This window comes from Luteimonas granuli (assembly GCF_007795095.1).
In the GTDB taxonomy this organism is placed as follows: Bacteria; Pseudomonadota; Gammaproteobacteria; order Xanthomonadales; family Xanthomonadaceae; genus Luteimonas; species Luteimonas granuli.
This window is the reverse complement of sequence record NZ_CP042218.1, coordinates 1,117,975-1,130,547: the sequence shown is the minus strand read 5'-3', so window position 1 is coordinate 1,130,547 and position 12,573 is coordinate 1,117,975. Positions and strand designations below refer to the sequence as shown.

Below are 12,573 nucleotides of genomic sequence, written 5' to 3'. Positions count from 1 at the left end.
GCTAGGCGTTGCCGGCGAAGACGTTGGCGTAGGGGTCGTGCTCGCCTTCGCCACCCTCGGACAGGCGGAACTTGAGGTCGAGGCCGTCGCGCGAGTCGGCGGCGCGCAGCGCGGTCTCGCGCTCGATCCGGCCCTCCTTGTACAGCCGGAACAGGCACTGGTCGAAGCTTTCGATGCCTTCCTCCAGCGACTCCTCCATGGCCTGCTTGATCTCGTGCACCTGGCCGCGGCGGAGCAGGTCGCGGATCATCGGCGTGTTGATCAGGACCTCGGTCGCCGGCAGGCGGCGGCCGTCCACGCCCGGCACCAGGCGCTGGCTGATCACCGCGCGCAGGTTGAGCGCCAGGTTCATCAGCACGTTCTTGTGCGCCGCCTCGGGGAAGAAGTTGAGGATGCGCTCGATGGTCTGGTCGGCGTTGTTGGAGTGCAGCGTGGCCAGGCAGAGGTGGCCGGTCTCGGCGAAGGCGATCGCCGCCTCCATCGTGGTCGCGTCCAGGATCTCGCCGATCAAAATGACGTCGGGCGCCTCGCGCATCGCGTTCTTCAGCGCATTGTGGAAGGCGTGGGTGTCGAGGCCGACCTCGCGCTGGTTGACGATCGACTTCTTGTGCCGGTGCAGGTACTCGATCGGGTCCTCGATGGTGAGGATGTGGCCCGAGGTGGTGCTGTTGCGATGGTCGATCATCGACGCCAGCGTGGTCGACTTGCCCGAGCCGGTGGAGCCGACGATCAGCACCAGGCCGCGCGGGGCCATGATGATCTCCTTCAGCACCTGCGGCAGCTGCAGCTCCTCGATCGAGGGAATGGTGCTGCGGATGGCGCGGATCACCATTCCGACCTCGCCGCGCTGCTTGAACACGTTGACGCGGAAGCGGCCCGAGTCCTGCAGCGACAGCGCCATGTTCAGCTCCAGGTCGCGCTCGAACTGCGGCACCTGGCCCTCGTCCATCAGGGAGTAGGCGATCTTCTTGACCATGCCCGGGGGCAGGCCGGTGCTGCCGAGCGGATACAGCTTGCCTTCGACCTTGATGTACACCGGCGCGCCGGTGGTCAGGAACATGTCGGAGGCGTTCTTCTCCGTCATCAGCTTGAGAAAGTAGCCGATGTCCATTCGCGTGGATCCCCTCTCGCGCCGCACCGCAGTTTGCGATCCGGGCGGATGCTGTTGACAATGGCGGGGCGCCCCCATAACCGCGACGGCCCCCTATATGCGCTTTAGCTTCGCACACTTCCCGGCACGCCTGTATGGCGCAGGTCTCGTTACGGCGCTTGCCCTGGCCGGCTGCGCAAGCCTGCCGCCGCCGACCGCCGAGCTCTCCGCCGCGCAGCAGGCGGTGGCCCGCGCCGACGCCGCCGACGCCCAGCAGTACGCGCCCCGGGACCTGGACCGCGCGCGGACCGCCCTGAGCCGTGCCCAGGCCGAAATGGCGGCCGGCAACGAGCGCGACGCCCGCGCGCTGGCCGAGCTGTCGTCGGCCTCGGCCGATCTCGCCAGCGCGCGCAGCGCCCAGGCCCAGGCCGAGGCCACGCTCGCCCAGCGCCGCGCCGAGGTGACCTCGCTGCGCCGGCGCCTGGGAACGGAGGACCTGCCATGAACCGCACGCTCGCTGCCGCCGCGCTCGCGGCCCTGATGTTCCCCGCCACCGCGATGGCGCAGGACCGCGTCGCGTCCGGAGACGTGGTCGCACCCCTGCAGGCCCGCCTGCACGCCCTCGATGCCGACCCCGAGCGCGCCCCGCTGGCGGCCTATGAGCGCCTGCGCGCCCGCCAGGCGCTCGACGCCCTGGCCGCGGCCCGTGGCTCACAGCCCAGGGCCGACGCCCGCCAGGTCGCGGAATGGCGGGTGGAAACCGCCGAGATCGCCGCCGCCACCGAGCTGGCCCGGCGCGAGATCGACCGCCTCGACCGCGAGCGCAGCGAGCTCCTGGTCGAGGCAAGCCGCCAGGACGCCGCCCGCGCCCGCGCCGAGGCCGAACGCCTGCGCATCCAGGCCCGGATCCAGGCCGAGGAGGCCGAGCGCCTGCGCCTGGAGGCGGAGATGGAGTCCGGCGCCCGCCAGCGCGCCGAGGGCGCACTCGACGACGTTGCCAGCGCCCAGGCCGCACGCCTGCGGGCCGCCCGCGAGCGCGAGGCCGCGCTCCGGCGCCAGGAAGCCGAGCTGCTGAAATCCCTCGAGGAAGACCCGCGCTGAGGTGTCTCCGGGGGGCGGCGGGCGACGTTCCTGCAGGCCTATGGCGACCACGTCACGTTCCCGCCGGGCGGCCCTTGCTCCCCCTGCTGGGGAGGAGTAGGGTCGATCGGGAAGCAGGCTCCCGCTCCCCCTGACGGAGTCGCTTCTGGAAGGGACCGATATCGTGAAGGCAGCCAGCGACTCCAGAGGGAACGTCGCCGCGGGCAACCAGCCCCGCGGACGCTCCCGAGGGATGGCGACCGGAAGCCCCCAGTGTCCCTTCTCCACGATACGCCCCGTGCCGCAAGGTCCGGGGCGTTTTTGCATGTCCGCGCGGCACGCAGGCGCGGGCCCCAGGCTGAAGGAGGTCTCCATGTTCGAAGGGCAACCCCAGGCGGAACTCGACGCGCTGTTCAAGCAGAACCCCGAATTCCGGCAGCTCTACCACCACCACAAGGAACTCGACAAGAAAGTGCTTGACGCCGAGCTCGGCGTGCTCCCGATCGACGACACCACCCTGTCACGGATGAAGCGCGAGAAGCTCGCCGCCAAGGATCGTCTGTCCCTCATGTACCAGGCCCTCGCGCACTGACCGCCACGTCCCCCATGTCGTAGCCAGGCCGCGCGGGCGGCGGCGCCATCCTCGTCGGTTGCCGCCGCCCGCGCCGGTTCCTCCCGGCCCGCACCCGTCCGCCGATGCGATAATCGGCGTCCCGTCGCACGCAGGCCGCCACGCATGCCCATCCACGATTCCGTCCTCGGGCTCATCGCCGACACGCCCATCGTCAAGGCGCGCAGCCTCGACGCCGGCTGCTGCGAGCTCTACTTCAAGCTCGAAAGCCAGAACCCCGGCGGCTCGATCAAGGACCGCATCGGCATGAGCATGATCGAGGCGGCCGAGAAGCGCGGCGACATCCGGCCCGGCGACACCCTGGTCGAAGGCACCGCCGGCAACACCGGCATCGGCCTGGCCCTGGTGGCGCAGCAGAAGGGCTACCGCCTGATCCTGGTGGTCCCGGACAAGATGAGCCGGGAGAAGATCTTCAACCTCAAGGCCATGGGCGCCGAGGTCGTGCTGACCCGCTCCGACGTCGCCAAGGGCCACCCCGACTACTACCAGGACCTCGCCGAACGCATCGCCCGCGAAACCCCCGGCGCGTACTTCATCAACCAGTTCGGCAACCCTGACAACCCGGCCGCGCACGAGTTCGGCACCGGCCCCGAGATCCTGCGCCAGATGGCCGAGGTGGGTGGGCTGGACGCCGTGGTCTTCGGCTGCGGCAGCTCCGGCACCATGAGCGGGCTGTCGCGCTGCTTCGCCGGACAGGCGCCCGATGTCGAGATGATCCTCGCCGACCCGGTCGGCTCGATCCTGGCCGAGTACATCAACGAAGGCACGCTCAGCGAGAAGTCCGCCAGCTGGATGGTCGAGGGCATCGGCGAGGACTTCCTGCCGACCATCTCCGACTTCTCCCGCGTCAAGAAGGCCTATGCGATCTCCGACAAGGAGAGCTTCCTGGCCGCACGCGAACTGCTGGCGAAGGAGGGCATCCTCGGCGGCTCGTCCACCGGCACCCTGCTGGCCGCGGCGCTGCGCTACTGCCGCGAGCAGACCGAGCCGAAGAAGGTGCTGGTGTTCGTCTGCGACACCGGCAACAAGTACCTGTCGAAGATGTACAACGACTACTGGATGCTCGACAACGGCTTCATCGAGCGCGAGCAGCACGGCGACCTGCGCGACCTGATCCTGCGCCCGTACGCGCAGAAGGACACCGTCGTGGTGAAGCCGGACGACCTCCTGGTCACCGCCTACCAGCGCATGAAGCTCTACGAGATCTCGCAGCTCCCGGTGATGGACGGCGAGCGCCTGGCCGGCATCCTCGACGAGTCCGACGTGCTGATGCACGTGTACGGCAAGGAGTCCCGGTTCCGCGACCCGGTGTCCACCGCCATGGTCAGCAAGCTCGAGGTGCTGGACGTGAAGTCGCCGGTGGAGGCGCTGCTCCCGGTGTTCGATTCGGGGAAGGTGGCGATCGTGATGGACGGGGAGAAGTTCCTGGGGCTGATCACCAGGATCGATCTGTTGAACTGGCTGCGGCGGCGGGTGAACTAGTCCCTGCGAAAGGGGTAACCGGTTGCCCTTGCGGCCGCCTCCACACGGCGTATACTCCGCGTATGCATACATGCATACGCAGGGTCGGAAATGGAGTTCGAGTTCGATCCAGGGAAGGCACGCGGCAATCTGACAAAGCACGGCATCGCGTTCGCCGATGTCGAGCCCGTTTTCATGGATCCGCAGGCGATCACCAACCGTTCCGACCGGAAAACTGCGCAGGGCGAGTTCGAGGAGCGCTACATCAGCACGGGCATGGACGCGCTTGGGCGCATCGTCACGGTGGCCTGGACGCCAAGAAACGGCAATGTCCGGCTGATTTCGGCACGCCGCGCAAGGGAAGAGGAGAAGGCTGGCTATGAGCAGCGATGAAGACATCCTGGACAGCTACGTCAACGATGCGAAAACAGCGCGTCGTGGTGCCGTCCTCTCCAGCGAGGGCAAGACGCGCATCACGATGTATCTGGACAACCGTGTCATCGAGCATTTCCGTGAAGTGGCCACAGCAAAGGGCCGCGGCTACCAGACCGAGATCAACGATTGTCTCGTTGCCGCGATGGAGCGCCACAGGCAGAAGCCTGTTCCCTCGCGAACGTTCGTCCAGGGACTCGTGATCACCAGTACTGTCCAGTCCCGTCATGTGCGGGAACCGGTGGCTCGCCCCCTGCGCACGCGCTCGAGCGTCTTCGCGAGGTTGGGATGAGCCCCCAGGATCAGGCCGAGGGACGGAATGACCCCAAGGCAGGGCTGTCAGCCAGGCTCGCCATCGAGGGGCAGAGCGTCGACTGGTTCCTGCAGGAGCTGGTCGAGTTCGTGAACCGGACGGAGGGAAATGAAATCGGCCTCACCCTGCATGTCGAAGGCGCCATCGTGACCGGCACCCTCGTCAACGCCAGGCGCTGGTTCCAGGAGTTGTCGGAATTTCTCGAGTCGCAAGGCGTCGACGCCGGACTTGCGGAATGGATCGGCGGCTACAGCGAGGTCTACGCACAGCGCGACGAACTTCCGGATGACGAGAAATCTCCGCCAGTCTTCCTGCACCTGCGTGCCGCCCGGACCGTAGGGACGTCCGGAGACTCGGTACCCACTGACGAAGGGGTCTATTGGCGCGGCCGTGTCAACGCGGTATCCGGCTTCAGCTTCGGGACGTTCGGTCCCGCGGCGCACCGGTAAACTTCCCGGTATCCCGCACGCCCGGGGCCGATTTCTTTCAGGAGTGCATGACATGTCCCACGCTGATTCCGGTGAACTGGCCCTGGCCACCCTCGCCATCCACGGCGGTCAGTCGCCGGACCCCTCCACCGGCGCGGTGATGCCGCCGATCTACGCCACCTCCACCTATGCGCAGTCCAGTCCCGGCGAACACCAGGGCTTCGAGTACTCGCGCAGCCACAATCCGACGCGCTTCGCCTACGAGCGCTGCGTGGCGGCGCTGGAGGGCGGCAGCCGCGGCTTCGCCTTCGCTTCGGGCCTGGCGGCCAGCTCGACCGTGCTGGAACTGCTGGACAGCGGCGACCATGTGGTGGCGATGGACGATCTCTACGGCGGCAGCTACCGCCTGTTCGAGCGCGTGCGCCGGCGCAGCGCGGGGCTGGACTTCAGCTTCGTGGACCTGTCCGACGTGGCCGCCTTCGAGGCCGCGATCACGCCGAAGACCCGCATGGTGTGGATCGAGACGCCCACCAACCCGATGCTGAAGATCGTCGACCTCGCCGCGGTTGCCGCGGTGGCCCGCAAGCGGGGCCTGCTGGTGGTCGTCGACAACACCTTCGCCTCGCCGATGCTGCAGCGTCCACTGGAACTGGGCGCGGACCTGGTGGTGCACTCGGCCACCAAGTACCTCAATGGGCATTCGGACATGGTCGGCGGCATGGCGGTGGTCGGCGACAACGCGGAGCTGGCCGAAAAAATGGCTTTCCTGCAGAACGCCATCGGCGGCGTGCAGGGCCCCTTCGACAGCTTCCTGGCCCTGCGCGGCCTGAAGACCCTGCCGCTGCGCATGCGCGCGCACTGCCAGAACGCCCAGGTGCTGGCGGAGTGGCTGGAAACGCACCCTGCGGTGGAAAAGGTGATCTATCCCGGGCTGGACTCGCACCCGCAGAAGGCGCTGGCCGCGCGGCAGATGCACGGTTTCGGCGGCATCGTCTCGATCGTGCTCAAGGGCGGCTTCGAGACCGCGAAGCGCTTCTGCGAACGCACGCGGCTGTTCACCCTGGCGGAATCCCTGGGCGGTGTGGAGAGCCTGGTCAACCACCCGGCGGTGATGACCCATGCCTCGGTGCCCGCCGAGCGCCGCGGCCAGCTCGGCATCAGCGATGCGCTGGTGCGGCTGAGCGTGGGGATCGAGGATGTCGAGGATCTGCGGCGCGACCTCGAAAACGCCCTGGCGGGCTGAGCCGCCAAGGGACGCGGGGATGCCGCCGTCAGTCGGCGGCGGCCTCGGATGGGAGCCGGCAGCTCACTTCCACCGTCTGCCGGCTCGCCACTTCAACGGACTCCCAGTACATCGGACAGACGATCAGGCCCTGCTGGCTGCGGACGTTCAGGATCAGCTGCGGCTGGCCGATGATCAGCGGCAGCCGGCTGTTGTCGATGGCCGATTTGTCGAAGGCGACGTCGCCGGCGCCGGACATCGGCTGCGAGGTCCTGCCGAGTTCGATCAGGCCCAGCTCGTTGGCCTGGCCCGAAGCCTCCGGAGTGGGATCGCCGGCGAAGATCGCCTCGACAAGCACCTGGTCTCCCTTGGCCTTCAGTTCGGCGTTGGCGGCTGGGGACAGTGTGATCCGGGCATGCACGTCGGCGACCACCTTTTCGCGCGGCGCGGGCGCGGCGCCGGCGGCGGGAGCGGCATCGGCCCCAGCCCCGGCGTCCTCGGCCGGATCTTCCTCGCGGCGCGCGCAGGCGGCCAGGACGAGGATGGTGGTGCCGAGGATCAGGAGTCGGGAAGCGAGGTTCATGGCGGCTTTCCTGGAAGAGCGCATGGCAGTCAGTCGATCGGGTAGGTGGTGCTGCCGCCATTCAGCGGGGTGGGCACGGACGGAGTGGGCAGCGGGGACAGCTCCAGCAGTTCCAGCCGGTCGACCACCGCCTGGCTGACCACGGCGGCACGGTCGTCCGACTCCACGATGTAGGGCACGATCATCAGCACCAGTTCGGTCTTGGTCTTGCCGCTGCTCTGGCTCTTGAACAGATTGCCCAGGACCGGGATGTCCTTGAGCAGCGGGACGCCGCTGTTGGAATTGGTCAGGCGTTCCGACATCAGGCCGGCCATCACCACGGAACCGCCGTCGCGCAGGCTGAGCGAAGTGTTGAGGCTGCGGTTGAAGATCGCCGGCGAGCCGATCGCCGCGTTGTCGGCCACCGGCATGGCCTCGCTGACCTCCTGGCTGATGTCCAGGTCGATGCGGTCGTCCGAGTACACCGTGGGCTTGATGCGCAGGATGATGCCGGTCTTGCGGTACTGGATCGACTGCAGCAGGTTGGTGTTGCCGTCGGTGGTCTGGTTCGACGTCGTGGTCATGCTGATCGTCGGCACTTCGGTGCCGATGTCGATGTTCGCTTCGTTGCCGCTCTTCACCAGCAGGCGCGGCACCGACAGGATGTTGACCCGGTTGTCGTTGGCGAAGGCGGTCAGGGCGAAGCGGTTCTGCCCCGCCACGTCGAGCAGGTAGGTGAGGCCGCTGCCGCCACCGGAACCACCGTTGTCGCCGCCGCCGCCACCCAGGACGCCGGACGTGATGGTGCCGTCGAAGCGGCCGAAGCCGTTCTTGGCCAGCCAGGCGACGCCGAACTGGTCGCCTTCCTCGAGCGTGACCTCGGCGATGGTGACTTCCACCATGACCTGGCGCGGCGCGTGGTCCATCTGCCGGATCAGGGTGAGCATGCGCTCCCACTGGGTCGGGTCGCCCTGGAAGATCAGCGCGTTTCGCGGCTCGTCCACGATCAGGCCGCCGAGGCTGGTCGGGCGCGACGGAGGCGCCGCGGTGGCCGGCGCGCCGCCGACGGTGCTCGAGCTCTCGGCCTGGGCCCGCTGGCTCAGCGTCATGCTGCCATTGAGGACGCTTGCCAGGTCGGCCGCCTTGGTGTTCTTGACCTGGTAATAGAACATCGAATCGGCGCCGCCGCTGGTGTTCGGCCGGTCCAGTTCCCGCGCCCACGACACCGCGAAGTCAAGGACCTGCTGCGAAGTCGCGAAGATCAGCACGGAATTCACCGCCTGCACCGGCACCACCATGATGCTCGACGGATTGCCCAGCATGCGGCTGGCCCCATAGCCCTGCACGTTGAGGATCTCCACCAGCCGGTCGGCCAGCTGCTCAGCGCCCATGAAGGCGGGTTCCAGACGGGTGCTCACGCGTCCTCGCATCAGCGGCCGGTCGAATACCCGCAGCGCCGCAATCGCCTGCTGCACCTGGGCGGGCTTGCCGCTGATCAGGATCGCATTGCGCTGCGCGTCTTCCTGCGCCTTGACCTCGTTGCCGAACAGCGTGGTGAGCCAGCGCGTGGCGTCGCCGCTGCGTACCACCTGCAGTTCCACCAGCTGGAACACGGGGCGATGGCTGACCGGTACGTCCGGGAGGGCCCGGCCGCTCACGATCAGCGGCGGCGTGGACGAGGCGCCCTTCTGCTGTACGCGCACCTGGACCAGATCGCCCTCAAGCTGCACGCTGACGCCGTAGTCGGCCAGCACCTGGCGGGCAAGCAGGAACAACTGCCGGGGTTGGAGCGATTCGCTGGTGTGGAGCGTCACCAGTTCCTGGAGCTTGGTGACCGCAGGGTCGATATTGACGTTGAGGCCCAGGATGGTGCCGAAGACTTCGTTGGTGAAGACCGGGATCGGCAGGCTGTCGACGTTGACGCTGACGGGCATGCTGCCCATCGGCGGCAGCCGCTCGCCGGTTTCAAGGTCGGCGACCGCGGTGCTGGAAATTCCCGACGAGGGCGTGTCGGATTCGCGCAGCACGCGCGGCGGCGAGTCGGCGGGCTCCGACGGAAGCCCTTCCGCGATGGCGCCCGCGCGCGCCGGTATTCCCAGAGGTTCGGGCAGCGCGAGCTTTTCCGGCGTGGTGGTGCAGCCTGCCAGCAGCAGGGCGCAAGCGAACGCGGCTGGCGCGATCCTGACGGCGTGATGACTCATGTAGCCTTTTCCCTTGGTTCTTCGGCCTGGGTTGCGTCGGCGCACTCCCCGGACGTGTCTACGGGCGCTTGCCTGTGCAATCGATACACCCTGAGGCAACCACCGGATTCGGTCGTGATTCCATCGTGCCGGATGTCGCGCACCGTACTCCCGTCGGGCAACGAGCCGCCCACCTGGACCCGCGTGGGCGCGGACTCGCCCCCGCGCAGGATCAGAACGACAAGCTCCGGCCCGGCGACCAGGCCGGCCAAGCGCCAGCCACGGTCCGGACCGCCGGAATCGCCTGGGCCTCCGGCGACGTCCTCACCCTGCCAGCCCACGCTCCGTCGCGCCGCCTGGAACTGGTCCTGCGAATAGCGCTGCAGTGTATCCGCTGCGGGCAGCGCCCACGGCGGTTCGACCTGCTGCGCACGCGGAATCGGTGGCGGCGGCCACGCCACGCCTGCCACGACGCCGAGGACGGCCGCCGCGGCGAGCCCGAGCACCGGCTTCCTCATGGAGTCTCCCCCCTGATGGCTGGCGGTAATAGGCGTTGATGCCGATGTCGACGGACCCACCCCGTCCGCTCCGGATCGTGATCGTTTCCACCACCATCAGGTTGGGCGAACTCTCGATCTGCCGCAGCATCTCCATGGCCTGGCGGGCCGAGAGCGCACCGGCGATGCGGCCGTGGACGCGGATGACGCCCGCCGGCGATTCCAGCACATGCGCGCTGTCCACCGACACGTTCAGCTCGCGCCGGGCAGCGACCGCCGTCGACAGACCGCGCAGCCAGTTCTGCAGGCTGGCCTGCGCCAGTCCCACGGTGCTCGCCTCGGGAAGCTGGGCCCACAGGGCGTCTTCCATCGTCGCGGCCTCCGCGGCGCGGGCCAGCCAGATGTCCTGGCCCTCCAGCGCGCGCGTGCGGCGCAGCCGGGCCTCCTCGTCGATCGCCTGTTGCTGCATCGACACACGCAGCCCGTCCAGCGCCTGCCATGCGAATGCCGCCAGCAGCAGCACGATCAGGAACAGCGCCCACTTCAGCCGGGGATTGTCCTCCACCTGCCGCTTCAGCGCCTGCCATTGCACCGACGCCCAGCTCACGGAGCGGCCTCTGCGGCGGCATCGGTCGTGATGTTCGCGCGCAGCGTCACCTCGTTCTGCTGCCGTGACAGCTCGGTGGCCACGTCCTGGAACAGGGGCGATGCCTCCCACACCGTCACCAGGAACTCGGGATCGGGCTGCGGCATGCTGATGATGGCTTCGATCCGCTCGGGCACCGGCTGGTGCCACATGCGCATCTGCCAGTCCCGGCCCTGCATCACCTGACCCGCCTCCGCGAGCAGGCGGAGCTGCGAGGGCTGCCCGCGCAGGGCGAGCAGCTGTTCGATGTCGACCGCGTGCGCATCGGCGCGCTGGCGCGCGTCGAGAATCCGTGCCAGCGGTTCGTCCAGGGTCGCTGCCGCCTGCCGCGCGCGCGCGGTGTCGACCGCCGCGCGCATGATGCTGCCCAGCTGGAAACCACTGGCCAGCAGGAACAGCGCTCCGGCGCCGAGCGCGATGCGCGGCAGGAACTGCTCGATTCCGGCCAGCGGCGTGGCCCGCCCGTGGCCCGAAGAGCTCCATGGCGCATCCGCCACTGGCGCAGGCTGCGGCGGCGGCACGTCCCCTTCGGCAGGCAGTCCCGCGCCGCGCAGGAACGCATGCCAGTCCTGCGCCGAGGGCGGTTCGCCCCAACAGCGGCTGGCCACCGGATGATGCGCCTTCCAGATGCGTCCTTCGAAGCCCGACGACACCGTCAGGAGTTCCGCCCCCGCCTCGGTAGTTGCACCGGTCAGCAGGGCCTCGGGCACGAAGCGGAGGCGGCGGGGTCGTTCTCCGCCGAGCAGTTCCAGCACGCGGGACTGCGACCAGTACCAGACGGCTGCGCGCGGCCCCGACCAGGCCACGCCGAAAGCGGGATCGGAGAAGGGCGCCGCGCGGCGCACGGTCGTCTCGAGGAATGGCTGTCTCTTCTTCTCCGGCACCTTGCCCGCATCGACGGAGAGGAACAGGCACAGTTCCCGCGCCACGACGCAGGTCAGTGCATGCGGATTCTCACCGCCCGGCAGCGGCTGGCCACCCCGGGTCCCCAGAAGCGTCCGGCGGGGTGAGAAGCGGAGTTGCAGGCGCTGCAGCCACGGGTTGATCGGATGGATTGCCACGCGGCAGGGTGACCTCGTAGTCGATGCGCCAGGGCGGACTGCCTTCCAGGTAGGGGGTCAGGGTCCAATGGACCAGTCGCCTGGTGCCGAGCCGAGCATCCCATAGGGTAAGGCTGCCCGACAGGTTTGGAAAGAGCGTCAGCAGGCCGTCGGAGACGGCGGGATCGATCGGCACCAGCTGCTCCACCTGCCAGGTGGACATGAAAGGCGCCTGCCGCCGCAGATCCACAAGGCGTGCCGCATGGTCGTCGTCCAGGCCCGGGAGCAGGGCGAGCACTTCGTGCGGCGCACTGTTCACATTGATTTCCACCGAACGCGCCGTGGTCAGTCGGCGCAGCAGCTGCTCGTCCGTCAGTGGAGCCAGCAGTCCGTTCCAGCCGAGCACACGCCGCAGTTCGAGCGGGCTGGCAAACGCGCGGTTGCTGGGGGGCGGCAGTCCGGCCTTGCGGTAGTCGTCCTTCTCCGCCCCGCCGAGCCGGTGCAGATCGTCGGCGTCCTGGTAGTCCAGGCGCTTCGCTTCCAGCGGTCCCCAGTCCTGGGCCGGGCTACCCATGCTGGTGTAGAAGCGCTGCATCAGCAGCTGGCCCGCCCAGTTGGGACTGAGCAGCCCGCGATCGTCCTGTATGGAAAACCGCGCATTCCCCAGACCGGCATAGGGCGTCGAGTCCAGGCGGATCTCGTTGCCGACCGGCACGACGCTTTCCCCCTCATCGTCCGCGTCGTTGCGCATCCGCTCGATCGCCGGAATCTTGCTGTCGTCGACGGTGAGTCCGCCGAGGGTGCGGAACTGGACGGACAGCATGTAGAGCAGCGTGTCGCGCGTGGACACCATGTCCAGCTCGCCATCCAGGCGGTCCACTTCGAGCTGGGCCTCGGCCACGGCCTGGCGGCCGGCCACGGCCACCGCGGTCGCCAGCAGGGTAAGGACGACCAGCAGCGCCAGGACCAGCACCAGCACGAAGCCGCCCTG

14 protein-coding genes are annotated in these 12,573 nt (G+C 68.5%); 8 read left to right on the top strand and 6 right to left on the bottom strand.

The genetic code is table 11. The annotated features are described in order from the left end of the window. Position 1: 1 nt before the first annotated feature. Positions 2-1,111: a PilT/PilU family type 4a pilus ATPase gene (locus FPZ22_RS05170; protein WP_144891037.1), complete on the bottom strand. Its 1,110-nt coding sequence runs from the start codon at positions 1,109-1,111 to the stop codon at positions 2-4. 97 nt (positions 1,112-1,208) lie between these two features. Between FPZ22_RS05170 and FPZ22_RS05165 the strand changes: the two genes are divergently transcribed. The 8 genes from FPZ22_RS05165 (at position 1,209) to FPZ22_RS05130 (ending at position 6,678) form a co-directional block, all read left to right on the top strand. Continuing rightward, positions 1,209-1,595, top strand: coding sequence for a DUF4398 domain-containing protein (locus FPZ22_RS05165; protein ID WP_144891035.1), 387 nt, complete (start codon positions 1,209-1,211; stop codon positions 1,593-1,595). Further along, positions 1,592-2,191, top strand: coding sequence for a hypothetical protein (locus FPZ22_RS05160; protein ID WP_144891033.1), 600 nt, complete (start codon positions 1,592-1,594; stop codon positions 2,189-2,191). Before FPZ22_RS05165 ends, FPZ22_RS05160 begins: the two co-directional genes overlap by 4 nt. 352 nt (positions 2,192-2,543) lie before the next feature. Beyond that, complete coding sequence (locus FPZ22_RS05155) at positions 2,544-2,762, top strand: HP1242/YdcH family protein (protein ID WP_144891031.1); 219 nt, start codon at positions 2,544-2,546, stop codon at positions 2,760-2,762. Between the two features lie 144 nt (positions 2,763-2,906). Then, positions 2,907-4,283 (top strand): pyridoxal-phosphate dependent enzyme, encoded by a 1,377-nt coding sequence (locus tag FPZ22_RS05150; RefSeq protein WP_144891029.1) that lies wholly within the window; start codon positions 2,907-2,909, stop codon positions 4,281-4,283. A 90-nt stretch (positions 4,284-4,373) separates the two neighbouring features. Beyond that, positions 4,374-4,655 (top strand): BrnT family toxin, encoded by a 282-nt coding sequence (locus tag FPZ22_RS05145; RefSeq protein WP_144891027.1) that lies wholly within the window; start codon positions 4,374-4,376, stop codon positions 4,653-4,655. Then, positions 4,642-4,986, top strand: a complete 345-nt coding sequence (locus FPZ22_RS05140; protein WP_144891025.1) for a BrnA antitoxin family protein — start codon at positions 4,642-4,644, stop codon at positions 4,984-4,986. The genes FPZ22_RS05145 and FPZ22_RS05140 overlap by 14 nt, the downstream gene beginning before the upstream one ends. Next, positions 4,983-5,456 (top strand): gas vesicle protein, encoded by a 474-nt coding sequence (locus FPZ22_RS05135; protein WP_144891023.1) that lies wholly within the window; start codon positions 4,983-4,985, stop codon positions 5,454-5,456. The genes FPZ22_RS05140 and FPZ22_RS05135 overlap by 4 nt, the downstream gene beginning before the upstream one ends. A gap of 52 nt (positions 5,457-5,508) precedes the next feature. Further along, positions 5,509-6,678, top strand: a complete 1,170-nt coding sequence (locus FPZ22_RS05130) for a cystathionine gamma-synthase (protein ID WP_144891021.1) — start codon at positions 5,509-5,511, stop codon at positions 6,676-6,678. A 28-nt stretch (positions 6,679-6,706) separates the two neighbouring features. Here the strand turns inward: FPZ22_RS05130 and FPZ22_RS05125 are convergent, their stop codons facing one another. From FPZ22_RS05125 to FPZ22_RS05105, 5 genes are all read right to left on the bottom strand, one after another. Further along, a complete protein-coding gene (locus tag FPZ22_RS05125) occupies positions 6,707-7,240 on the bottom strand; it encodes a hypothetical protein (protein ID WP_144891019.1) in 534 nt (177 codons plus the stop codon). 29 nt (positions 7,241-7,269) lie between these two features. Further along, entirely contained in the window at positions 7,270-9,420 is a 2,151-nt protein-coding gene (locus FPZ22_RS05120) for a secretin N-terminal domain-containing protein (RefSeq protein WP_144891017.1), read from the bottom strand. A gap of 303 nt (positions 9,421-9,723) precedes the next feature. After that, positions 9,724-10,503 (bottom strand): hypothetical protein, encoded by a 780-nt coding sequence (locus FPZ22_RS05115; protein WP_144891015.1) that lies wholly within the window; start codon positions 10,501-10,503, stop codon positions 9,724-9,726. Next, positions 10,500-11,471 (bottom strand): hypothetical protein, encoded by a 972-nt coding sequence (locus tag FPZ22_RS05110; RefSeq protein ID WP_144891013.1) that lies wholly within the window; start codon positions 11,469-11,471, stop codon positions 10,500-10,502. The genes FPZ22_RS05115 and FPZ22_RS05110 overlap by 4 nt, the downstream gene beginning before the upstream one ends. 25 nt (positions 11,472-11,496) lie before the next feature. Next, positions 11,497-12,561 (bottom strand): type II secretion system protein GspK, encoded by a 1,065-nt coding sequence (locus FPZ22_RS05105; RefSeq protein WP_144891011.1) that lies wholly within the window; start codon positions 12,559-12,561, stop codon positions 11,497-11,499. Positions 12,562-12,573: the final 12 nt, after the last annotated feature.

Bases quoted from the DNA above. Each gene is read 5' to 3' on its own strand.
- FPZ22_RS05170 (WP_144891037.1), bottom strand. From the start codon at position 1,111: ATGGACATCGGCTACTTTCTCAAGCTGATGACGGAGAAGAACGCCTCC.
- FPZ22_RS05165 (WP_144891035.1), top strand. From the start codon at position 1,209: ATGCGCTTTAGCTTCGCACACTTCCCGGCACGCCTGTATGGCGCAGGT.
- FPZ22_RS05160 (WP_144891033.1), top strand. From the start codon at position 1,592: ATGAACCGCACGCTCGCTGCCGCCGCGCTCGCGGCCCTGATGTTCCCC.
- FPZ22_RS05155 (WP_144891031.1), top strand. From the start codon at position 2,544: ATGTTCGAAGGGCAACCCCAGGCGGAACTCGACGCGCTGTTCAAGCAG.
- FPZ22_RS05150 (WP_144891029.1), top strand. From the start codon at position 2,907: ATGCCCATCCACGATTCCGTCCTCGGGCTCATCGCCGACACGCCCATC.
- FPZ22_RS05145 (WP_144891027.1), top strand. From the start codon at position 4,374: ATGGAGTTCGAGTTCGATCCAGGGAAGGCACGCGGCAATCTGACAAAG.
- FPZ22_RS05140 (WP_144891025.1), top strand. From the start codon at position 4,642: ATGAGCAGCGATGAAGACATCCTGGACAGCTACGTCAACGATGCGAAA.
- FPZ22_RS05135 (WP_144891023.1), top strand. From the start codon at position 4,983: ATGAGCCCCCAGGATCAGGCCGAGGGACGGAATGACCCCAAGGCAGGG.
- FPZ22_RS05130 (WP_144891021.1), top strand. From the start codon at position 5,509: ATGTCCCACGCTGATTCCGGTGAACTGGCCCTGGCCACCCTCGCCATC.
- FPZ22_RS05125 (WP_144891019.1), bottom strand. From the start codon at position 7,240: ATGAACCTCGCTTCCCGACTCCTGATCCTCGGCACCACCATCCTCGTC.
- FPZ22_RS05120 (WP_144891017.1), bottom strand. From the start codon at position 9,420: ATGAGTCATCACGCCGTCAGGATCGCGCCAGCCGCGTTCGCTTGCGCC.